General features: G+C 52.0%; 15 protein-coding genes and 1 riboswitch. Of the genes, 2 read left to right on the top strand and 13 right to left on the bottom strand.

What is annotated here, in order from left to right; all coding sequences use genetic code 11:
- Window positions 1-28 precede the first annotated feature (28 nt).
- The 12 genes from HNR65_RS16490 to HNR65_RS16545 all read right to left on the bottom strand — a co-directional run bounded on the left by HNR65_RS16490 (window position 29) and on the right by HNR65_RS16545 (window position 14,318).
- A complete protein-coding gene (locus tag HNR65_RS16490; protein ID WP_181552633.1) occupies window positions 29-1,180 on the bottom strand; it encodes a DegT/DnrJ/EryC1/StrS family aminotransferase in 1,152 nt (383 codons plus the stop codon).
- Entirely contained in the window at window positions 1,177-2,241 is a 1,065-nt protein-coding gene (locus HNR65_RS16495; protein WP_181552634.1) for a FemAB family XrtA/PEP-CTERM system-associated protein, read from the bottom strand. The genes HNR65_RS16490 and HNR65_RS16495 overlap by 4 nt, the downstream gene beginning before the upstream one ends.
- Window positions 2,219-3,772, bottom strand: coding sequence for an exosortase W (gene xrtW, locus HNR65_RS16500; protein ID WP_181552635.1), 1,554 nt, complete (start codon window positions 3,770-3,772; stop codon window positions 2,219-2,221). Before xrtW ends, HNR65_RS16495 begins: the two co-directional genes overlap by 23 nt.
- A 279-nt stretch (window positions 3,773-4,051) precedes the next feature.
- Window positions 4,052-4,885, bottom strand: coding sequence for an XrtA system polysaccharide deacetylase (locus tag HNR65_RS16505; protein WP_181552636.1), 834 nt, complete (start codon window positions 4,883-4,885; stop codon window positions 4,052-4,054).
- Between the two features lie 200 nt (window positions 4,886-5,085).
- Window positions 5,086-5,814: a PEP-CTERM sorting domain-containing protein gene (locus HNR65_RS16510; protein WP_181552637.1), complete on the bottom strand. Its 729-nt coding sequence runs from the start codon at window positions 5,812-5,814 to the stop codon at window positions 5,086-5,088.
- A gap of 350 nt (window positions 5,815-6,164) precedes the next feature.
- Window positions 6,165-6,713: a PilZ domain-containing protein gene (locus tag HNR65_RS16515; protein WP_181552638.1), complete on the bottom strand. Its 549-nt coding sequence runs from the start codon at window positions 6,711-6,713 to the stop codon at window positions 6,165-6,167.
- A gap of 76 nt (window positions 6,714-6,789) precedes the next feature.
- Window positions 6,790-8,304 (bottom strand): sigma-54 interaction domain-containing protein, encoded by a 1,515-nt coding sequence (locus HNR65_RS16520; protein ID WP_181552639.1) that lies wholly within the window; start codon window positions 8,302-8,304, stop codon window positions 6,790-6,792.
- Window positions 8,305-8,345: 41 nt separating this feature from the next.
- Window positions 8,346-9,728: a TIGR03013 family XrtA/PEP-CTERM system glycosyltransferase gene (locus HNR65_RS16525; protein ID WP_181552640.1), complete on the bottom strand. Its 1,383-nt coding sequence runs from the start codon at window positions 9,726-9,728 to the stop codon at window positions 8,346-8,348.
- A gap of 117 nt (window positions 9,729-9,845) precedes the next feature.
- Entirely contained in the window at window positions 9,846-10,721 is an 876-nt protein-coding gene (locus tag HNR65_RS16530; RefSeq protein ID WP_181552641.1) for a polysaccharide biosynthesis tyrosine autokinase, read from the bottom strand.
- Window positions 10,722-10,787: 66 nt separating this feature from the next.
- Window positions 10,788-12,350, bottom strand: coding sequence for a Wzz/FepE/Etk N-terminal domain-containing protein (locus tag HNR65_RS16535; protein WP_181552642.1), 1,563 nt, complete (start codon window positions 12,348-12,350; stop codon window positions 10,788-10,790).
- A gap of 46 nt (window positions 12,351-12,396) precedes the next feature.
- Entirely contained in the window at window positions 12,397-13,701 is a 1,305-nt protein-coding gene (locus HNR65_RS16540) for a porin family protein (RefSeq protein ID WP_181552643.1), read from the bottom strand.
- 20 nt (window positions 13,702-13,721) lie between these two features.
- Complete coding sequence (locus HNR65_RS16545) at window positions 13,722-14,318, bottom strand: polysaccharide biosynthesis/export family protein (protein WP_181552644.1); 597 nt, start codon at window positions 14,316-14,318, stop codon at window positions 13,722-13,724.
- A gap of 288 nt (window positions 14,319-14,606) precedes the next feature.
- Between HNR65_RS16545 and HNR65_RS16550 the strand changes: the two genes are divergently transcribed.
- Window positions 14,607-16,901 carry a tetratricopeptide repeat protein gene (locus HNR65_RS16550; protein WP_181552645.1) on the top strand — a complete coding sequence of 765 codons (2,295 nt, stop codon included), beginning with the start codon at window positions 14,607-14,609 and terminating at the stop codon, window positions 16,899-16,901.
- A gap of 101 nt (window positions 16,902-17,002) precedes the next feature.
- Here the strand turns inward: HNR65_RS16550 and HNR65_RS16555 are convergent, their stop codons facing one another.
- Entirely contained in the window at window positions 17,003-19,858 is a 2,856-nt protein-coding gene (locus HNR65_RS16555) for a fibronectin type III domain-containing protein (RefSeq protein ID WP_181552646.1), read from the bottom strand.
- A 65-nt stretch (window positions 19,859-19,923) separates the two neighbouring features.
- Window positions 19,924-20,011: riboswitch (cyclic di-GMP riboswitch) on the bottom strand.
- Between the two features lie 503 nt (window positions 20,012-20,514).
- Between HNR65_RS16555 and mltF the strand changes: the two genes are divergently transcribed.
- Window positions 20,515-21,879, top strand: a complete 1,365-nt coding sequence (gene mltF, locus HNR65_RS16560) for a membrane-bound lytic murein transglycosylase MltF (RefSeq protein ID WP_269750900.1) — start codon at window positions 20,515-20,517, stop codon at window positions 21,877-21,879.
- Window positions 21,880-21,890: the final 11 nt, after the last annotated feature.

Consider the following 21,890-nt stretch of genomic DNA (forward strand, 5'->3'; position numbering starts at 1 on the left):
AATTTCAGCTTTAAAACTTGAAAATCGCTCAGTTTAGGGTAAAGGTTTTCCCGGCCCTGTCAGCGATTTCAAGCGCCTGGTTTCTGCTTACCGCCAGGTGTGTCGGGAGGGTGACGAGTTTTTCGGCGATTTTGCGGGCGCCGGGCGTGTCTGCCCTGTGCGGCGCTGTATTTTTCTGCAGTTCGGGCAGATCGCACAGGGCAAGGGGATAGAGTTGTCTTACACCCAGATTAAAAAGCCGGGGTGCGGCTTTTTGATTGCGCACAAAAAACGGGTACCTAAGGCATGTTGAAACAGGCTCAGCCGGCCCGGAGCTGGTTTTACCTGCAAAAAAATCCCGGTAGATCCGGCTGATGGCCTGCCGGTGGTTGTTCAGATTTTCCAGCTCTTTTACAGCCCTTACGCCCATGCGTCGGTACAGCCGGGGCATGGGCCCCACGGCAAAATCCGGGTCGTATATTGTGCTGCCCAGGCCAAGGGGCAGTTTTTCCAGCAGCCAGTATAAGCGCGGATGGGAAAAAAACCGAACAGCAAAGGGCAGAAAGCCGTCCCGCATTGTCCGGGAGTCGGCTTTCAGGCTGCCGGTAAATTTTGTTAAGTCTTTGGATCTTGCGGAAGTCAGCGCACCGCCAGCGCCCAGGGGCAGGGGCTTGCCCCGGCCGAAGCTGTACAGCGTAAAATCCGGGCCGGGTTGGGGCTGCGTTTCCGGGCCCTGGGCTTTGAGAAGCTGGGCAGAATCTTCAATACAGTATATATTGTTTTGGCGGGCTGCTTTTGCAAGCCCTGCCATATCCGAACGGATCCCGAGCAGGTGCTGGCCGACCACGGCCAGGGTGGCAGGGCCCATTTTTTTTGCCGCATCATCTGCGTCCGGCTGGAAGGTATACGGGTCCATGTCATACAGGCAAACCTTTAAGCCCGCCTTTACAGCAGCAGCAGGTACCGTGTAACAGGTGTAGCCGGGGATCAGCACCTCTGTTTTTTCCGTGCCGGCGCGGCTTTTCAGAAAACAAAACAGCAGATAGAGCAGGGTCCTGGCACTGTTTGCCAGCACGCAGTTGTTCACGCCAAGAAGCCGGTTCAGGGTTTCGGCAAAATCCGAGGAACTTTCCAGGTACCCGCCGGCAAGGGCGTGTGCGGACAGCCTTGTTTCAGCAGGCGGGAGGGCATAGGGCATCATTTGTCGATATATTTTCTTACGCGCGGCCCCAGGGCGTTTGCCGCCTGGAGCGGAAGCCGCTGCCAGGCGCCTTCAAGGGCGCTTCGCAGCCGGCCGTTTTCAGAAGAATGATTTTTTAAAGGCAGACCGCGGCTGTTATACCGGTACCAGAACAGCGGGGCGGGCAGGGCGCCCCATTGCTTTTTAAACGCATATGTGCCCTCGCCGGGCGTGGAGCGGCCGAAGTCGAACAACCGGCCGCCATTGTCCGCGGCAAATTCCAGAAACGTCCAGTATAAAAGCATGTTGGGGCTAAACCGGTTGAACTCCTTAAGGGTTGAGGCCCACGGAATTGTTATGTTTTTTTCATGCAAGAGGATGATGCCCGCGCCCACCGGCTGACTGTCCCTGTATACCACGCCGATGCAGGCGTTTTCGCCGAAAGTATCTACGACGGTTTCAATCCATCTGCGGGAATGAACAGGCGAGCCCAGATCCCGCATGTTGCGGGAAAAAACCCTGTAAAAATCCCCGGTCATTTCCCGGCTGCCCAGTCTGGCGGTGAGCCCTTCTTTTAAGGGCTTTTTTATCTGACTGCGCAGCTTTGACTTCAAACCGCTCCATAAAACCGTCGAATTTCCGGGAAGCTCCAGGAGCATCCGGCATTTATCCGTTACCTGGATGAACTTTTTGTTTTCCTCGATTGCGGGACACCTGGCCGGGGTCCGGATTTCAAGGGCTGTTTTGAGTTTGTCTGCCAGTTCCACGGCCCTTTGCAGAAGGGCTTTCTCTGTATCGCGGCCGTCCGCCAGTATTCCGCCGTAGTCGCAAAACGGCAGGGAGACCAGCACGCCGTTTGTAAGGGGAGGTTTGACTTTAACAAGCGGCAGCACTCCGGTTATTTCATTTCCGCTGCAGGCGGCCAGGTAAAAAGTATCATGTCCGTAGGCGCTTTCAACTGCATTTTTCCAGGCGGTTAAAAGATACGGGCCGGAAAAGTCATGTGACAGCACATGCTGATCCCAGGTGTTGTCCTCAGATGAGTCTATTAGCCGGATTTCAGTCATTAACGTCGGGGTCAAGATGGTTTCGGGCTGATTCTGCCAGGCCCGAGAGCAGCGGCAGGATTTCTTTTTCCGTGCTGGTGGTGGCAACAACGATTACGGCGGCGTTGTTGCTTCTTGTAAAAAAACTGCTCAGAAATGTGATCAGCTTTCCGGCATACTGGTTTGTTACAATGCGGCCGTTCATCAAATACCAGAAATATACGTCCGAAGCGGCGTCTTTGTCTTTGAGGCGGGTGTGGTTTATGACAAACTCGTTGTCGCCGGATGAAACTTGTACTTTTGTGGCTTCCGCGTGCATCCAGTCGCGGCGCCAATCAATAACTTTTCTCTTTCGGGTCTGGAGCCTGAAATAGCCGATGTAAACCTCGGCTTCATGGTTTTCATTGTTTTCGTATCGCCTCAGAAGCTCGGCGTCTGCCGGGAAGGGTCTTAGCTGCTGATGAATGCTTTTGATGTCTTTTCCAACAAAGCCTGCAATCTGTTTCGGAAACTGGTCAAGCGGCCGCTGCAGGGCAACCGCCTTGGGGGTGTAGAAATGCACAAACCCGAGCGTCACCGCCAAAATTATCGCGCCGATGACGTAGGAAGAATACAGCCTGGGGCGTGCGGGGCGGTTTTCGCTGGGATTCAGGTCTGCCGGCGGGTCTCCGGGATTGTCATGCCCGTCATTACCTGTTTTCCCGGGGTTGTTTCCGCCGGGTTTTTTATCCAGAAGACTGCTTAGCACAAGGAGCAGCAAAAGCCCCAGAAGGAAAATTATCGCCACCTGGAAACTCTCATAAGGCCCGTGAACGCCCTGTCCCGGAAAAAATCGGGTATACAGGCCTATCAAAACGATACGAAAGCCGTTGGCTGCCAGGCCGATGAAAAAGGCAGAAAACACCAGTATGATTTTCCTGGGCCAGGTCTTTTGGGCCAGGTGGGCAAGCGGCACAGCCAGTGCAAACAGGGCCACGAGATGGCCGATGCCCGCGCATGCGCGCACCACTTCCAGGGTGATATGGGGCAGTTCGATGATCGTGTAGTCATGAAAAACCGGCATGCCGATGAGGCGGAAAAACAGGGCGGCAAACCATGCCGCAAAATTCTGGAAATAGATCGCAAAACCGCCCAGGACCTGCTCCACAAGCCCTGTCAGAAAAACCAGGTAGCCCACGGGCAGAAATAAAATCCTGAAAAAGGAAAAGCCCCCGAAAAGCAGCACTGCGCCCAGAAGGGCGGGCACCATTGAAATCATCTGGACAAGGATGGTGCTGCTGATGACGCCCGCAAAATGCATAAAGCAGCCGGCTGCCAGAAGCAGGCCTCCGTGAAGCAGGGCGGGTTCGGGTCGAATCTGGCGGAGCTCGTGTCTTTTAAGCCAGACCAGGTAAAGGCTCACCCCGAGGATAAGCGGCCCGTGCGAGCCGTCAGGCGTGCTCCAGTCTTTTACCATGTGCGCAATGGCCGAATGGTACAAAAGCGCAAATGCGGCCGCAAATGCAGCGAAAAAAACAGCATGCCGCAAATATACGGGAAAGTATAGGGAAATTCGACTGGCCGTCATGATCTCCGATTCTTTAAAACAAGGCTGGGCGCACTCCGTCCCTTTCGGGGGCAGCGCAGCTTTTTGCCGCCGGTCCCTACAGGGTTTTAACTAGTGCCTGAACGAAAACCGTCTTTTGCGCCAATCTCTGCGTCCGGCTCAAATTTTAATCCTCAAAATACGTCGAGTATTCCTGCGGTTAAAATTTTCACCGTCCTTGACCTTGACGAAAAATCCTGGTTTTCGTTCGGGCACTAACTATTCAGATCAGGCCGAAAATGCCGCTTGCGGCAAAGTCGTTTATGGATTTCCCCTGCTGTTTTTGGAAGGCAGGGGAATGAAATCAAAATCAGAAAGCAGGCGCTCAAAGCGCTCCCTGGTTTTGCCCAGGTTGTTGTAATGCCGGAAACGGGACAGCAGCCGGGCGTTTTTAAACCTGGGTTGGCCCGGGTCAAGCTCCCACGGATGAATATAGAAAACAAACGGCTGGTTTTCCTGCCGGTTGATTCTTTTAAGCGCGGTTTTTGTAAACCAGTAGGGAAACAGCCGGAAATATCCGCCCCCTGAAACCGGAATCCGGCGGCCGAAAATCACCGCAGTGGAAAGGGGGAATTCCTCTATGCCCTTTTGGGGCAGTTCGTATCTGAAGCGTGGGGCATCCGGGATTCCGTACATGTCGTGGACGATAGGGAAAATGCTTGAATCCGCTGTAAAGCCTTCTTCTTTCAAAATGTCTATGGCCCACATGGATTTGGCGGTAATGGAATAACTGGGGGCCCTGTAGGCCGTGATGTTTCTGCCGGAAAGATTTTCCAGCACCTGCCTGGCCCTGCGGGTATCCGCCCTGAAAGCTTCCGGGGCCATCTCGTATACTTTGCGGTGCCAGTAGCTGTGGCACCCTATTTCATGGCCGTGTGCGGCAATGGCCCGGACAATGCCGGGGTGCTTTTCCGCGGTCCAACCCACGATAAAGAAGGTGGCCTTAACGCCGTGTTTGTCCAGGGTCTGCAGAAGCCTTTCCACCGGAGCGGATACGCGCTGCTCCATGGAGTCCCAGTTATCCGGGGAAACAATGTCTGCAAAGGCCGCCACCTGGAAATAGTCTTCAACATCTATGGTAAGGAAATTTTTCATATGACCGTTTCAGGTTAAAGCAACAGTCGTGCCGTTAATGAAGACTTCCGCAGGCCTACATAAGGTATAGATTGACCCGGACAGGTGACATATAACATGTTTATGGGATTTATGCACTCGGTTTTATGGAAAAAAAATCGTTCTGCAGCTTCCTGCAGAACGATTTTTTTGAATTACAATATAACTTGATAACTTGTATATTAGCTTTTGTTGAATTTCCTGCGCCTGGCAAAACCGGCAAGGCCTGCAAGGCCGGCACCAAAAAGAAGCAGGGTAGCGGGTTCGGGCACCCGGGTAAACCCATCAAGCCCAAAACCGTCATTGGTATGGTCATTGGTTGACCATGTTATGGTTGAAATGTTGTCAAGCCCGGCGTCAATCCCAACAAACCACAGAGATGCATTATCCTGGCCCGGACCAATGGTTTTAGTAACACCATCAGCAGATGTGGAGGTAAATGCCCCGACATCGCCAGGATCAGTCATGTAGAAATACAGGGCCCTATAACCACTATCCAAGGCGAGCTTGATTTCTGTGATATCTGCTGAATCAAGATACCCTTCACCACCCGATTCGGGTGTGGTGTTGAAACGGCCGTCTGCGTCATAATTACGGATTTCGAAAAACGGCTCGTTAGAATTTTCCACTTTCACATTGTATGATGTGTTTCCGGTTCCGGGCAGGGTGTTTTCCGTGATGCTAAAAGTACCGATATTGGTACCAAGGCTTTGGTACCAGCCAGGGGTTGCACCCTCAAAGTCTTCTACGACTTTGGAGCTGCCATAATTGCTTAACCAATCAGTGATAGCAGTGTCATCAACACCCACCTGATAGGCGTCAATACTCAATGCCAGCGCACTTTGCGGCAGAGCTAAGAAGAGCAGCAACGAGAAAGATAAAATAATTTTACTGACTTTGATCTGTTTCATAATTCTTCTCCTTTATTTGTCGTTTAATGTCAGGCAAGCACAAGTATCAGTTTTATACCTTTGAAGCAGCCAGCTTCTCCTGACTTTTTTGGATACAGATATTGCAAGGCTTGTGCCATATAGACGGAATTTGTTCATCCCTCACAAATACGGCTTTTAAGAGCCGCTTCCCGGGTGCAGCAGAAGTCGCTAACCGGAATTTTCAGGGATTGTTCCGGGAACCCGGAACAACAAAGTGGCCCGGAAGACCCGCAGATGCACAGAAAGGGCAGAAAAAAACAATTCCGGAAATCCGGAATGAATTATCCGGAATTCCGGAAGAATTTGCAGAAAAAAACAGAAGGGAGGGATTACTTTTCCAGCTCCAGGGCAAGGGCTGCCCCGCTGAAATGGTCCTTAAAGGTCAGTCCGGCCTCAAATCGGCGGGAGTTGTTCGGGTAGGGCCTGTGCCAGCTCAGCTCGGCCACGCCCTGCAGGCCGGGAATGAGAAAATCCTCGCCAAAATCGAAAAGAACAAAGCTGTCCCGGGGGATTGCTTTTTCGGTAATAATGCGCATGCCGCCCCGGCTGTAATCCACGGTGGTGGCTTTTTCCTCAAACGCTCCTGTAACAATGCCAAGATCATCGCAGCTTCGAAGCCGAACTTGCCGGCGGCCGGCAATGCGGGCAAAGCGGCGCCGGCCGGCACCATCGCCAGAGGATGGGTCTGATTCGTTTTCCTGGAAAAAGCAATAGTTTTCATATGTGGTGCATTTTTTGTAGTGCGGGGTCAGGCAGAAAGTCAGCACGTGAGCCCTGGGCGGCAGGTAGATCCCATCCGTATGCAGCCCGCAGGCCTGCATATTGTGCAGGAAATGAGGACAGCCTGCGTGCGGACCGTTTTCGGATGTGTCATCCATTATATTTTCCAATCTCATAAAGGCTCAGATAAGCAGGAGCAAAATTTTAATATTGTTTCCTGCAAATAACAGGCCATTAATCCTTTAGAAGCTGTTTGGGTGTCAGGTTGTAGAGCTTTAATTTATCGTATAGCGTGGTTTTGGAAACACCGAGCTGCCGGGCCACTTCGTCCATTTTCCCGTCGTGCTCCTTAACAGCGCCTGCAATGACTTCAGCCTCAAAGAGCCTGACGCTTTCCTTTAGCGATCTGCTGGTGAAAGGGGTTGACTCCGGAGTACTGCTGCTGCCGCCCGCCTTGCCCGGGCTGCCGTTTAAACCGATGCCCAGGTGCCCGGGGGTGATCATGCCGTTTTTGGACATGAGCACGGCGCGCTGGATGACGTTTTCCAGTTCGCGCACGTTGCCGGGCCAGTCATAGGCAAGAAGCGTCTCAACCACACTGTTTGGCAGGTAGGTGACCTCCTTTTTAAAGCGTTCCCGGTATTTTACCAAAAAGTTGGTGGCCAGCAGTACGATATCCTCCTTGCGCTCCCGCAAAGGGACCTGGCGGAGGTTGATCACGTTTAAACGGTAATAGAGATCTTCCCTGAATCGGCCGGCTTTAACCTCTGCTGCAAGATCGGAGTTGGTGGCGGCAATCACCCGGACCTCCACGGAAATGCTGTGGTTTGATCCCACGCGGATTACTTCGCCGTCCTGAAGCACCCGCAAAAGGGCCGTCTGCATCCTGGGGCTGATGGCGCCGATTTCATCCAGAAATATCGTGCCGCCGTCTGCCTCCTCGAACTTGCCCTTGCGGGCGGCATTCGCCCCGGTAAACGCGCCCTTTTCATAACCGAAAAGGTCGCTTTCCAGAAGGGTCTCTGTGACAGCGGCGCAATTAAACTTCAGATAGGGCTTATCAGCCCTGTCAGAGTGCTTGTACAGCAGGTCGGCCACCAGTTCCTTGCCGGTTCCGGACTCGCCTGTTATCAGAATCGTGGCACTGGATGCCGCCACCTGGTAGATCATCTCCCTTAGCTCGCGTATGGGCTTGCTGTCCCCAAGCATTTGACTGTCAGAGGAGGTGAGTCTTTCGGTTTCTTTTTTCAGGTGATTGAGTTCGTGGGACAGTTGCTCGCGTTCTTTTTCACTTTCACGCAGGATGGCGATTTTTTCTTTCAGGACCTGCTCGATATTTTTGCTGTATTTTTCCAGTTCCAGCTTTTGCTTTTTCTTCTGGGTGATATCGCGCAGGATGAGCAGAAAGAGCCGGTCCTGGCGGTAGCCTTGAAACGGGATATGGACATATTCCACGTAAAAATCATCATTTAGCTTTCTTTCAGAGACCTGACCGTGATTTTTTTCAGTGTCCCTGCAGCCAAGCGGGCATAAATCCAGATCGCAGGGGGTGCCAGAACCGCTTATCACCTGATGGCAGCTGCTGCCGTCTTTTTTGCCAAACCTTTTAATCGCAGCATGATTCATATGCTCTATTATAAAATCATCCTTTATAATAAAAAGCATATCCGGCAACAGGTCAAATAAGGCCCGGTTGTTATGCGCCAGCCGCAATACTTCCTTTTGCGGATCTGAAAGGGCCTTCTGCATGATAACACTCCGTTATTTCAAAAATGATGGACCATCCGCGGCTACCTGGCCCCTTTTTGGAAAAGCACCACTTTAACGGTCTGAAAAATGGTGGCCAGGTCCATACCGATGGAAAGATTCTTTATGTAATAAAGGTCATATTCGAGCTTGCGAAGCGCATCCTCTGCGGATGCGCCGTAGGGATAACAAATCTGGGCCCAGCCGGTGATTCCGGGCTTTACCACCTGCCGGATGGTATAAAACGGTATCTTTTCGGCAAGCTCAGAGACAAAAACCGGCCGCTCAGGGCGCGGTCCCACAAAGCTCATGTCCCCGCGGATGACGTTTATCAGCTGGGGAAGCTCATCTATCCGGGTTTTGCGGATAAACCCGCCCACCCGGGTGACCCTGCTGTCGCCGGCAGAAGCCCAGACCGGCCCGTCTTTTTCCGCATCATTGTACATGGACCGGAACTTGACAATGTTAAACACCCGGCCGTTTTGCCCCACCCTTTCCTGTCGGTAAAAAGCGCCTCCGGGCGATTCAAATTTTACAGCAAGTGCTGTCAAAAGAAAAACCGGGGAAGATACAACCAGCAGACCGGCTGCTGCAAAGATATCCATTAACCGCTTTAGTGTCCGCGTCAGGCGGCCTACATAAAAGCCTTCTGAAAACAGCAGCCAGGATGGATTGACTCTTTCAACCATGATTTTTCCGGTGAGTTTTTCGTAAAACCCCATTGCATCAAGGATCTCAATGCCCATGAATTTATACTGAATCAGATCGCCCATGGGCATGGTGCCACGCCTTTCATCCAGGGCCAGCACGATTTTTTCAACATCCCTGTTTGCGCAAAGCGGATAAAGTTCTTTGACCTCCTGGTAAACCGGCTGACCCCCGCTGGCGACCGGGGATTGCGGGTTTCCCACGAAAGCCACGATCCTGTGACCCGAGTCCTTTTTTCCCTCTATGGCCGAAGCCACCTGGCTGGCAAACCGGCCGGTTCCCACCAGGGCCACCGGCTGATCGAATATCCTGTGCTCCAGCAGCCTGAAATAAGTAAACCGCCAGATCAGAATCACCAGGCCCACTGCAAACAGCCCGGTCCAGAAGACCCGGGTGGAAATAATAAGCGCCGGGAACAGGTAATAAATAAACGCCAGCACGATGCATCCGAGTCCGAAGGTTTGGAGCACCTTGAGCATATGGTCCGGGAACCTGGGGATAATCGTGTGGTCATAAAGGTCAAAGAAATAAAAACAGAGCTGGAACACAAAGGTGACCACAAGCGCCCGGAAAACATACACCCCGATAAATTCCCGGTACTCGGCCGCACCGGCCCAGGACAGAAAGACTGCGTTTATGATTAGAAAAATAAGCGCTCCCTCGCTTAAAACAAACAAAATATTGCGCCAGGGATAATATTTTTGAAGAATGTAGGGCATAGCTATATACTGGAAACTATATACTGGAAACTAGAAATAAGGAAAACATCCTTTTTATAGTTCCATAAGTTCTTGCCATTTTCGCCATTTAGGGATATCAGCGTTTTTGTTGTTAACCTAATAACCCTTGTACGAGTACCTGTGATAGCCGTATCCGTGTCCCATCCTCCGGTCGAGGAAGTCTTCCATGGTGTTTTCCGGAAAGGCGTTAAACACGACGCCGTAGATCTTTTCCCTGCCAAGGGCTTCCACGAATTTTTTTATGTCCTCTTTTTTTGAAGCCCCGTAGCGGACCACCAGAATTACACCGTCAATGCGCTTTGCCAGCACACTTGTTTCCGATGCGATCACATCAGGCGGGCTGTCAAACAGGACAATGCGGTCCGGGTAGCGCTCTGCCATCTCGTCTATGAGTGCTGCCATCCGGGTGGATGAGAGCATTTCCGCGGGATTTTTCGGGGGCTGGCCGCTGGCCAGCAGGGAAAGCTTGGGCTGTCCGGTTTTTCTGATAAGCAGGGAAAGATCCGCCTGTTCCCGGAGATGGTCTGCAAGGCCGGTTTCGTTTGAAAGCCCGAAGAGCCCTGCCAGGGTGGGGTTCCTGAAATCGCAGTCCACCATCATGGCGTGATGTTCCATTCCCCGGGCCAGGGCCACGCCCAGGTTTGCGCAGACAAAACCCTTTCCCTCGTGGGGAACCGTGCTTGTCACCAAAAGCGTTTTGGGGGGGCTGCCGGATGCGGGATACACGATCGATGACCTGAGACGCCGGAAACTTTCAAAATATTCCGATTTCGGGTCTGCGGAAAGCTGCAGCCGCCTGTCCCAGCGCTCCCTGACAAAATCCGCGGCCGGTTCCGGGGCCGGCGATGTCTGCTCCCGCCCGGATGTATTTTCTTCTGCCGGCTGCCCCGGCTCAGGCCCGGAAGTGATGCGGCTCATTTTGGGGCCTGGCTGATCAGCGGATTTTTCCAGCGCTTTTGAAAATTTTCCCATGTTATTTGTCCTGATGCTGATTGTTCATGTAAATGCTCTTACTGTTTCGGATTTCGGTATTGGGATTTATATAATGATATCTCCCTGCAGCCAGAAATACAGCGCTGCTGCAGAAAGGGCGACAAGCCAGGCTGCCAGTCCAAAATACCATGCAGCGTTTTTGATCCTGTTGCGCTTTTGTTCCTTTCTTGTGACAATCAGGGGAAGGGCACATACCACCGGCACACCCAATTCTGCCTCGATTTCATTTGCCCTTTTAAAGGAGGTGTCCATGAGATCTACTCCCAGAACCAATCCTGCGCCTGCAGCAAGCCCCATGGCAAGGCAGACCAGCAGGATTTTTGAAAAAGTCCCCTTCATGGGGGTTCTGGGCGTATAGGCCGAATCCACGATTTTAAACTGGCTTCCCTTCTGACGTGCCTCCAGGCTCTGGGAGGCGTCTGCAGAAAGGCTCTGGGCAAGAAGCTTGTCATGATATTCCTTTAACTTGCCATAATCCCGGGTCAGGGCCGACCATTCGGCTTCCCTTTTCGGGGCCGCCTCGATCCATTGCTCGTATTTCGCAATTTTCTTCCTGATCTCTTCGGCTTCCCTGCGCTTGTCCTTCAGGCTGGCATCGATTTTTTTTAACTGAGCGGCAAGCTGTCCGGCCCTGCTGTCCGGAATACCGGAGCCGGCCTCTTGATCCTGGCCGCCTGCAGCCATTTCCCCCTGTTCTGATTCAAGCTGTTCTATCCGCTTTTTCAGACGCTTTACCGCAGGGTGGTCGTCTTTGTAGCGGGTCAAAAGCTGCTGAAGCCTGTTTCGCGCTGCGGCAAGGCTGTTTTGTTCCTCCCCGGCGCCTTCGGCTTCAAAATCTCCGGAGTTGCCGGATTTTTTCTGGATTTTCCGGCGGAGATCAAGCTGCTCGGCCACCAGAAATCGGGTATTTTCCAGTTCATTAATATTGCCCTGAACCGCCTGGTACTGCTCCTGCAGCGCGTTTAAACGGCTCATGTTGGCGCTGCGCTGCTCGGGCATCTCGTTGTAATGTTTCTGTTTATAATCCCGCATCTGGGCTTCCTGCCTGTTTAACTTCTCCTTGGCCATCTCCAGCTCATCCTGGATATAGCTGGCGGTTTCACTGGCTCTTTCCTCCCTTAACTGCAGGTTTTCTTCTATAAACCGGGCCGCCAGCGAATTGGTAACCCGCACCACCCTGCGGGGGTCAGGCCCCTTGAAAGAAACGGTAAAAACACTGCCCCTGTCTTTTTCCAGCCTTACGACAATGTCTTTTTCCCGCATTTGCTCAATCACGTCTTCAATGGGAACTTCCTGCCGCATCCCCGAATACAGGTCATTTTCTTTGATGATTTTTTCCAGGCTGTTTCGGCTCAACACCTGCTGGCTTATGGTCTTTACCATCTCATCGAATTGTCTTTTATCGTCTCCCATAGACCTGGATACGTTGATCCGCTGCTGCTGGTACATGATAGAGGCTCTGGATTGGTAAATTTCCGGCTGGGAGATATAATAAAACAGTCCCGCGGAGACCGCCAGCAGAACGCAGGCGGAAATAAACTTGTGGCGGCTGAAGATCAGGTTGAGGTATCTCTTGAAAATTTCCTGCTGGGGCTGTTCTTTTTCCATTTAGAAAATGTTCCTGTTTTGAAAATCGATGGTGTTTTGATTCAACTTACTGCCACCGGAATAAATCCTTTTCCGCGGAAATTCCGATGCTGCCGCGGTGGTCCACATAATTGTCTCTTTCAATATCCGAATTGTTATCAACAAAGCTATATTTCCCGTAGAGCCTGTACCAGCGGGAAAATGCCCATGACAGGCCGGCTGAAGCCACAAATCTTTGCTCATCTGCGCTTGGCTCGCGCTCCAGGTATGTGTCATCCCGGTAGCGGATATCAACGTTGATCGTAAGGTCCCGGAGCAGGGTCCGGTCCATACCGGTGGCTGCGGTCCAGTAGCGGGAAAGGCCCAGATTGTCGACTCCTGTGTACTCCCTGGCATCCAGCCCGCTTTCGGCGCTGAAATACCAGGAGGTTCTCCGCCAGCTTTTTTCCATTTCCCCCCTGAGATACAGCGCATCTTCATCTGAAAAAAACTCCCGCTCCACCCTGGACGCCCCGGCATTCACACTCAGGTTGAGGCTGGGGGAATACTGGGTGTCTATGCCCATCGAAGCGGTATAGACCTCGTAGTCATTGGGCTCTTCATCATAGTCGCTGTGCGTATACCCGAGATGACCGAAAATCCGGGTTTTCCGGGTTAGCCTGTAATACAGATAAAAGTCCCCGGAATTTGTGGTCAGGTCTTCGGACAGGGCGGATTCATCGGGCTCGTCAAAATCGCCCCTGGAAAAGTTGTAATTGAGTCCCGCCTCCCACTGGTGATTGATCCGGTGGTTAACAGAGGCATACGGAGAATGCCGGACATAATCGGAATACTGATCGTCGCTGTTTTCCAGCACCCGGTTGCGATAGCCGATTTTCAGCACCCTTTCCCTGCCGTAGGTGTAGGCAGCAGCTGCGGAAAAGCTGTTGCTCCAGTAGGTCCGCCGCCCACGCCGGTCTGATATCTCAATCTCGCTCTCTGTGGTTTCGTCTGTTTCGTAAGGATCCTGGGTTCTGACAAAATTGTCACTGAAGTTCAGTGTCAAACTCTTTGATGCCTGGACATCATATCGCGCAGAAGCATAGTGATCTGTCCGCACGTCATCTGTTAAATAGCTGTAAACAAAGCCTGGGGAATATCCGAGGGAAAAATTCGAGCGCCGGCTTTTCAGGGTATAATCAAGGCTCGGGGACAAAGTGGTGGTTGATTCATCCACCTCATTATCCGGTTCCCGGTTGATATTGGAATCATATCCGTGCTCCAGGGAAATCCCGCCGCGAAGAGTGCTTTCAGCAAGGGCTGCAGATGCGTACAGCAATAAAAAGACAAAAACCAGGGGCAGCGTCCTGCCCTGTTTTCCCAGGGAAATCATCTCAATTATTTCCTTTTGTTTTAGGGGATTACAATTGTGTCCCCGGGCTGGATAACCGCATTCCGCCCTTCGGCCTCATCCTTTAAGAACTTGTCATAATTGAAATAAGAAACGCTTTCCTCTTCTTCGCCCGGACCGCTTACAATCATGATCCGGTCTTTTTTGGCCCACTCGCCAAAACCCCCGGCCCTGGCGATGGCCTGGATCACCGTGACCGGACGGGTGATGGAATACTCTCCGGGACTGGCTACCTGGCCGAGCACGTAGTAGACTTTGCTCCTGCTTTCTGCAAGAATCACGGTAACTTCCGGATCTTCCAAAAAGCGCCCCAGTTTTGCCGTTATTCTTTCGGCAAGCTCTGCAGGCGTTGCCCCCGCGGCCTCGACCTCTCCTGCAAGGGGCAGGGAAATATTGCCGTCGATTCTGACAAATACACCCCTGGAAAGCTCCGATTCACTGTACACCATGACGTCGAGAACATCTCCGGCGCCAATGATATACTGCCCCGATGATGCCCCCGCCTCCGCGTTTTGTTGGGCTCCAGCCTGCGGGGTGCTGATCAGGCACAGCGCCAGAAACAGAAAAATCATACTTTTCAGGCGTCCTGATAAAACCATGGGCCATCCTCCCTTTCCCTGATGTAGAAAAGATTGAAAATTCGTTTGACCAACTTTAACTGCTGTATGCACTCAATGCAATTACCGCTCCGGGCCGATGCCGGAACAAAAAAATCTTTTTGATTCTGTTTGCTCCTGACTGGGGATGGAATTAAGGTTGATTTTAAGAAAACGAAAATCAAGAAACCTGGCATTATTTCTGCAGAATATATTATAAAAGAAAACCTTCATTAAAGTAAATTAAAAACTTGCATGCACTGAACCCTGTAAACAAAGGCTGACATTGTTATGAAATTTTATCAAAAGAGCTCCTGTTTTGCAACATTGTGTCTTTTCATTGTGATCATCGTGTCCGGCTGCAGTTCTCCTGAGGGAAAAAAGATCGAACATTATAATAAGGGCATGAAGTATTCCGAGGAAGAAAACTACAATTCAGCCGTAATCGAATTTCGCAATGCCGTCAAAATTGATCCCAGGTTTGCAGATGCCCGCTATCAGCTGGGGCTTGCGTATTTGGAGACAGGCCAGCCGGCAAGGGCTTTTCGGGAGCTGCAAAGGGCGGCAAGCCTGGATCCTGAAAACACGGACGCCCTGATGAAAACCGCGGAAATGTATCTTATGTCCCGGCATCCGGACGAGGCCAGGCAAACGGTGAAACAGGTCCTTGAAACCGAAAAAGACCATCCCGGCGCTCTGGCCTTAATGGCCCAGCTCGAACTTGTGGACAACAACCTTGATGCGGCCGAAAGCCTGATTGCAAAGGCGCTTGAAAAGAAACCCGAAGAAAGCCGGTATCACATTATCAAAGCCAGGGTAATGGGCCGGCAGGAGCGCATGGAAGAAGCCGGCCAGGCCCTGGAAAAAGCCGTTGAACTCGATCCTGACATCACTGCCCTGACAGAGCTCGCATCTTTCTACAGAAGCCGGGGTCTGCAGGACAAGGCTGAAGAAACCATAAAAAAACTGGCTGGATTGGATCCGGACAGTTCTGAACCCTACCTGGAACTGGCAAAATTCTACCTGTCTCTGGGAGAAATGGAAAAGGCAGAGGAAAATTTTCTGGCGGCTGTTGAAAAAAATCCTGATTCGCCGCACGTCCATACCCTGCTGGGCAATTTCTACCGCGGTATCCGGGAGCTTGAAAAAGCAGAGAAGGCATATGTCCAGGCGGTTGAAAAATCAGAACAGGCAGACGATGCAATGGCAAAACTGGCCGACTTCTACTATGAGACGGGCAGAATGGAGCAGGCATCTGAAATGGCCGGCAAAGCGCTTTCGATCAATAAGGGCCACCCTCTTGCCAGCCTGGTCCAGGCCAGGCTTCTCATCCGGGAGGGTAGAAACCCGGATGCCCTCCGGATAGCCGAACGCCTCACCGAAGATTACCCCAAAATGGGGATGGCCCATTACGTAAAGGCCAGGGCCCGTCTGAATCTGGGGGATACAAAGCTTTCGTTCAGCTCCGCGGAAGAGGCGCTCAAGTTATCCCCGAATCGTTCAGAGGCCTGGGCGCTCATGGCTCAGCACATGCTGATGAAAAGGGACGAAGAAGAAGCAAAAGAGCATGCAGGCAGGGCGCTTAAGCTCGATCCCGGAAATATCCGCGCTGCTGTTATTTTGGGCAAATCCTTTTTGGCCGCCGGCGAGACCGACAATGCCGCAGCCCTTTTTGAGGAAATCAACCGGCAGATTCCTGAAAACCCCGAGATCCTGTATAATCTGGCAAATGTTTATATGGCGCAGGAAAATGCGGACCAGGCCATTGAAACCCTGGAAAAACTTCTTTCAGTACGGCCGGGATTTAACCCGGCGCTGGGCATGCTTGCCGGTATTTATCTCCGGCAGGGCAGGGCCGATCTTGCGGTTTCCAGGGCTGAAAAGCAGGTGGAGATTGCCCCGGAGAGCGTGGAAAATCTCATGCTGCTGGCACGGCTTTACGACAGGGTTGAAAATGCTCCTGACAGGGCACTGGAACTGCTGGAGCGGGCCAGGGAGGCGGACCCTGAAAATCCGGGGATTTACGCGGCCTCAGCGCAAATACTGGCCCGTACCGGCCGGATCGATGAAGCCATAAAATCTTACAGGGAGGCAACTGAAAAAGATCCGGGTTTTGTTGCCGGCCATATGGCCCTGGGCACCCTGCTGGAGCAGACAGGCGATATTGAAGGCGCCAAGGCTGCTTACAAAAATGCTCTTGAAGAAAAACCGGATTTTGCCGCTGCAGCCAACAACCTGGCATGGCTTATGGCAAACGAATCAGAGCCGGATCTGGGCGAGGCCATGCGCCTGGCCATGAGTGCCAAGGAAGCCTTTCCGGATGATCCGTTTATTGCAGACACACTCGGGTGGGTGCATTACAAGAGGGGGTCTTACGGACTGGCCCTGACCCAGTTCAGCACTGCAGTTGAAAAAAGGCCTGACCTTCCGATCCTGCGATATCACCTGGCCCTTGCACTCTACAAAGACGGGCAGAAACAAGCTGCGGAAAAGGCGCTTTCAGAGTGCCTGGCATCTGAGCAGCAATTCCCTGAACGCGAAAAAGCCAGAGAGCTTCTCCAAAAGATCCGGGGAGAAACCGGATAAGCGGTGCTGAAAGCCAAAGGGGCGAACACTGTGTGTCCGCCCCTTTGGTGTTTTTTGTGTCCCGGCAGTTGATATCCAGGGTCACATGGCCTTGTCCATTATTATGGGGAAAGACTAAAGCTCATGTAGCCCACCGCTTCAGTTATATGCTTCACTTCACTGTCTTTGGACTGTTCCTCGTCAATTAACACTTCTACTCCGCCTGCGTTTTTGTTTTGCCATCTGACGTTGGCGGTATCCCTGCCGTCTTTGGTCTGCATGTCTGCCACAAACACAGGGCTGGTTTCAAATGACGGATAAAATGTGATGGCATGCAGTTCATCGGTGACCTCGTCAAAGGTTGTATCAACGATATAACTGATGCCGGCGATGGTGTCAGAGGACGGTTCCCAGGCGATAAATGAGATTGTCTCCAGGGCGTTATGGCCGTCTTTATTGGCCTCCTGCTGCTGAAGGTCAAAGTCGAATCTGTCTTTGGTTATATTATGGATCCGGCCTGTGACCGCAGTCCTTTCATTTTCAGTCGTTACTGAGCAGATGACAACCGGTTTTTGGTTAAACGGCCGGCTGAAACTGACGTTTTGGGTGCTGTTGGTTTCAAATGTTGCCGCCTCCATCTGGATGCCGTTTGGCAGTTCATGTCTGCCCGCCTCAACGACAAGGTAGCTGGCGTTTTCATTAACATGCCAATCGTCAAGGTATTCCCATTCCTGAATCCGGATATCAAAACCTTCCCAGTTTAGATTTTTGATTCTGATCACCCCGGGATCGCTTCCGTTTAAGCTCATGGGCTTGGCCACGATCACCGGATCATAGAAGATTTTTTCAAAGATCACGGATTGCCATTCATGATTGATCTCGATTTCTGCAAATTCTATGGAGTCTTCAAAGACATCTTCTGAGATGTACTGCTCATCTGTGCTTTCATCATCAGAGCTGTCAGTACCGCTGTCCGATTCCGGATCGGTGCTGTCTGTCTCCTGCTCATTTGTGGTGTCCTCTCCGGAATCATCGCTTGTGTCCGCTGTATTATCGGAGGTTTCATCGGTGGATCCTGCGGTATGATAAACGGTTTCGGAAAAATCGCTTTCATTGCCGTTTCCATCCAGGCTGGTGGCGGCAAATGCGTATTCATATCCGGTTTCGAGATCAAAGAATGTGTGGCTGGTAGTGTCTGCAGCGTCAATGGTGACATCGGGTGTGGATTTGAAGTCGGTGCCGGACTTTCCATAGTAGAGGTTGTATCCGGCAACCCGGTCGTCATCCGGCCGGCTCCAGGAAAGGGTGACATCCCCGGACTGGGTGTCTTCGGATACGGTGCCGTCGGTTTGGTCATCTGTATTGTCGCCGTCGCCTCCGGAGTCGGCATCCGAGCTGCTGTCATCGCTGCTGCCATCATCTCCGGATTCCGAATCCGAACCGTCATTGTCAGTTTCGTTGGAATCTTCGGGGTCCACGCTATAATAAATGGTTTCGGAAAAATCGCTTTCATTGCCGTTTCCATCCAGGCTGGTGGCGGCAAATGCGTATTCATATCCGGTTTCGAGATCAAAGAATGTGTGGCTGGTAGTGTCTGCAGCGTCAATGGTGACATCGGGTGCGGATTTGAAGTCGGTGCCGGACTTTCCATAGTAGAGGTTGTATCCGGCGATTCGGTCGTCATCCGGCCGGCTCCAGGAAAGGGTGACATCCCCGAACTGGGTGTCTTCGGATACGGTGCCGTCGGTTTGGTCATCTGTATTATCGCTGTCGTCTCCGGAGTCTGCATCCGAGCTGCCATCATCGCTGCTGCCATCATCTCCGGATTCCGAATCCGAGCCGTCATTACTGGTATCGTCGTTTTCTTCCGTGCAGGCGGCATCGGTTCCGTCGCAGTTCTGGTCAATGCCGTCGCCGCAGATTTCCTCTGCGCCGGGATAAACAGAAGCGTCGTTGTCATTGCAGTCCCCGTCGTTGACACTGTAGCCGTCACCGTCATTGTCAGCGTCATCCGGGTCAACAGTAAATGTGATTTCCAGCCTGGGTCTTGTATTGGCGTCAGCTGCCTCGGATGCGGCAAAATAGCGGTGGCTGTTGGCTGCAGCCGAGTCATCCGAGTTGATCATCAGGCCGTAATTGGCATCCGGGTTGTCCACCCAGGCCTTGGCCATGCCGGAAATGTCCCATTGCTTGTATCCGGGCTCCTGGTTCAGGGTCTTGACATCTTCTGCTGCGGTAATATCGGCCTGGGCCAGGGGGATGTCGTTGTAGCAGTCGCTGTTGGCGGTCCACTCCTTGACCCCGTCGTAGGTGTAGCCGTTGGCGCCGTTGAATTCCGGGTTGTGGTTGAGGATCTTATGTACGGACAGGTCATAGGATCCGTCCCCGCCGGCAGCAGTTTGATACAGATGCAGCACGGCGCTTTGAATCTCTGCCCCGTCAGGCAGTGCGGAAAGATCGGCCTTAAGCAAAATGGCGTTGGCCGGCGTATTTTCCGGCCAGGTATAGGTGTTTAGCTGCTCACTGGCACTATTGGTTTCTTCATTGATGTTGATAAAGGTATCGGTGAGGGTCCCGAGCTCATGTGCATCCGCGGTATCTCCGAATACCAGTAGCTGGTTTTCGTCGTCTGTGGTTTCCGTGGAGCCTACGGTATGATTGATGGTTTCGGAAAAATCGCTTTCATTGCCGTTTCCATCCAGGCTGGTGGCGGCAAAATCATATGTCTGCCCTTCTTTGAGCTCTGAAATGGTGCAGCTGGTGATATCCGGGGAGTCAATGCTTTGGCCCGGCGCTGACTTGAAGTTGGTTCCGGTTTCCCCGTGATATATATTATACCCGGCAACCCGGTCGTCATCCGGCCGGCTCCAGGAAAGGGTGATTTCAGCACAAAAGGCAGTTGAGGATAAAAGGGAAAATAAAAAAAATAATCCGATTGTTAAAGTAAAACTTTTTGTTCTGTGTTTGTCCGTGCGCATTCCAGCCTCCTAGGTGTTGTTTGAGCCGTGGAGATACCAACACCTTCAAGGAGGTGGAGCATCCGCCCGGCAGGCCCGCCGCCGTATCCTTTGAAAGGACTTAGGCCGGTTCCTTTGCGTCTCACCTTTTCAGGTGAATTGCCTTTTTCAAGCGGTTTGATAAAGTTGTGTCAGGTTTCCGCGGGTAATGTTAGCAAGGCATGTGCCAAGTGGGATTTTCAGGTGAGGACATAATAATCAATATAAATTATTTTCTTTTATTTCGATTTGTTATCGTAGTACGGCAGAAAAATTTCTTCAAAGGATACTTTGATAAAAAAGGCAAAAAAACGCCCTGATTGTTGTATGGAAATATACAACTACGTATACAAAAAAATACAAAGATAATTCCAGAGAGGAAAATCTCTGGCGGTTGCGGGGGTGAAATCGGTTTCAGGACAAGAGTAAAATTACGGCGTGCTTGAAAATCAGGGCAGGACAGGGTATAAATAAAAATACGGGAACTTTTACGGCACCATCTAAAATCAGACTTTTACGAGAGCATCAATTTTGAAAAACCAGCAGAAGCCATTGATGCTTTTGCGTCCGCAAAGGAGGCGTGTTTGTTTTTGTTCAACAGCCGGATATGGTACAGTATTGCAGTTTTTTGCGGCATTTTGGTATTGTGGACATATGGCTGCGATCAATTAACCGGCTCCATGCCATCCCGGTCCCTGGCGGAAATCAAAAACAGCGGCAAGCTGGTTGTGTTAACCCGCAATGCCCCCACTACCTATTACATTGATCAAACAGGCCAACCCACTGGTCCGGAATATGATCTGGTTGAATCCTTTGCAGAATTTCTCGGAGTGGATGTCGAATATCAGATTTGCCAAACTGTTGATCAGGTTTTGACCGATCTGGAACAGGGAAAGGGAGATCTGGCCGCCGCCGGTCTGACCATAACCGAGGCCCGGGAGGAAAAGTTCCGGTTCTCTCCGCCGTACCAGGAAATCACTCCCCAGGTGGTCACCCGGCGGGACCGCATTCAGCCTGAATCCATTGAAGACCTGCTGGGTATCGAAATTGTTGTCATTGCCAGCAGCAGCTATGCTGAACGGCTGGCCCATCTCAGGGACACCGAGTATCCGGAGCTGCAGTGGGAGGAGGCTCAGGATCTGGCCACCGAGCAGCTCCTTTTTGATGTGTGGGCGGCCAATATTGACTGCACCATTGCCGATTCCAATATCGTGGATATCAACCGGCGTTATTACCCGCAGCTTATGGCCCCCATCAACCTGGGACGCGCCCAGCAGCTGGGATGGGCCATGGCACCCCGCAGGCGTGATCTTTCCCGGGCCATTGCCAAATGGATGAAGGATTTTGAGCAGACCGGGCAGATGGATCATGTCCATGAAAAATACTATGGGTTTTTTGAGGCCTTTGATTACGTGGACACCATGCGGTATCTGCGGCGGATCCAGGCACGGTTTCCAAAGTACCGGGAGTATTTCCGCCAGGCTGCGGAAAAATATGATCTGCCCTTTGATCTGCTCGCGGCCCAGGCTTACCAGGAATCCCATTGGAATCCGCATGCCGTCAGCCCCACGGGTGTTCGCGGCATCATGATGCTGACGCTGACAACAGCCAGGGAAATGGGCGTGTCCAACCGCCTGGATCCCAGGCAAAGTATATTCGGCGGCGCCAAATATCTGGCCCGGCTCAAAAAAAGCTTCAGCGAAAAAGTGACCGAACCGGATCTGACCTGGCTGGCCCTGGCGGCCTACAATGTGGGCCGGGGTCATTTGCACGATGCCCAGATACTGGCCCGGAAATTGGGTCTAAGTCCGCATTCATGGCGGGATCTTAAGCAGGTGTTGCCGTTGCTGGCCGATCAGGAGTATTATAAAGATTTGAAATATGGTTATGCCCGGGGATATGAACCGGTGCGCTATGTGCGAAACATTCGTGAATACCGGCATATTTTGAGAAATGATCTTAACAACGCTGACGCTAATTCGCAGCAGGCCAGCAGCCAATAGATGCCTCAATT

Origin of the sequence: Desulfosalsimonas propionicica (assembly GCF_013761005.1) — a bacterium.
Lineage (GTDB): Bacteria > Desulfobacterota > Desulfobacteria > Desulfobacterales > Desulfosalsimonadaceae > Desulfosalsimonas > Desulfosalsimonas propionicica.

What these genes read in the sequence shown, in the direction of transcription:
- HNR65_RS16535 (WP_181552642.1), bottom strand. Translation starts at nt 12,350, where the DNA reads ATGGAAAAAGAACAGCCCCAGCAGGAAATTTTCAAGAGATACCTCAAC.
- HNR65_RS16545 (WP_181552644.1), bottom strand. Translation starts at nt 14,318, where the DNA reads ATGGTTTTATCAGGACGCCTGAAAAGTATGATTTTTCTGTTTCTGGCG.
- xrtW (WP_181552635.1), bottom strand. Translation starts at nt 3,772, where the DNA reads ATGACGGCCAGTCGAATTTCCCTATACTTTCCCGTATATTTGCGGCAT.
- HNR65_RS16540 (WP_181552643.1), bottom strand. Translation starts at nt 13,701, where the DNA reads ATGATTTCCCTGGGAAAACAGGGCAGGACGCTGCCCCTGGTTTTTGTC.
- HNR65_RS16530 (WP_181552641.1), bottom strand. Translation starts at nt 10,721, where the DNA reads ATGGGAAAATTTTCAAAAGCGCTGGAAAAATCCGCTGATCAGCCAGGC.
- HNR65_RS16520 (WP_181552639.1), bottom strand. Translation starts at nt 8,304, where the DNA reads ATGCAGAAGGCCCTTTCAGATCCGCAAAAGGAAGTATTGCGGCTGGCG.
- HNR65_RS16555 (WP_181552646.1), bottom strand. Translation starts at nt 19,858, where the DNA reads ATGCGCACGGACAAACACAGAACAAAAAGTTTTACTTTAACAATCGGA.
- HNR65_RS16490 (WP_181552633.1), bottom strand. Translation starts at nt 1,180, where the DNA reads ATGATGCCCTATGCCCTCCCGCCTGCTGAAACAAGGCTGTCCGCACAC.
- HNR65_RS16550 (WP_181552645.1), top strand. Translation starts at nt 14,607, where the DNA reads ATGAAATTTTATCAAAAGAGCTCCTGTTTTGCAACATTGTGTCTTTTC.
- HNR65_RS16515 (WP_181552638.1), bottom strand. Translation starts at nt 6,713, where the DNA reads ATGGATGACACATCCGAAAACGGTCCGCACGCAGGCTGTCCTCATTTC.
- HNR65_RS16510 (WP_181552637.1), bottom strand. Translation starts at nt 5,814, where the DNA reads ATGAAACAGATCAAAGTCAGTAAAATTATTTTATCTTTCTCGTTGCTG.
- HNR65_RS16505 (WP_181552636.1), bottom strand. Translation starts at nt 4,885, where the DNA reads ATGAAAAATTTCCTTACCATAGATGTTGAAGACTATTTCCAGGTGGCG.
- HNR65_RS16525 (WP_181552640.1), bottom strand. Translation starts at nt 9,728, where the DNA reads ATGCCCTACATTCTTCAAAAATATTATCCCTGGCGCAATATTTTGTTT.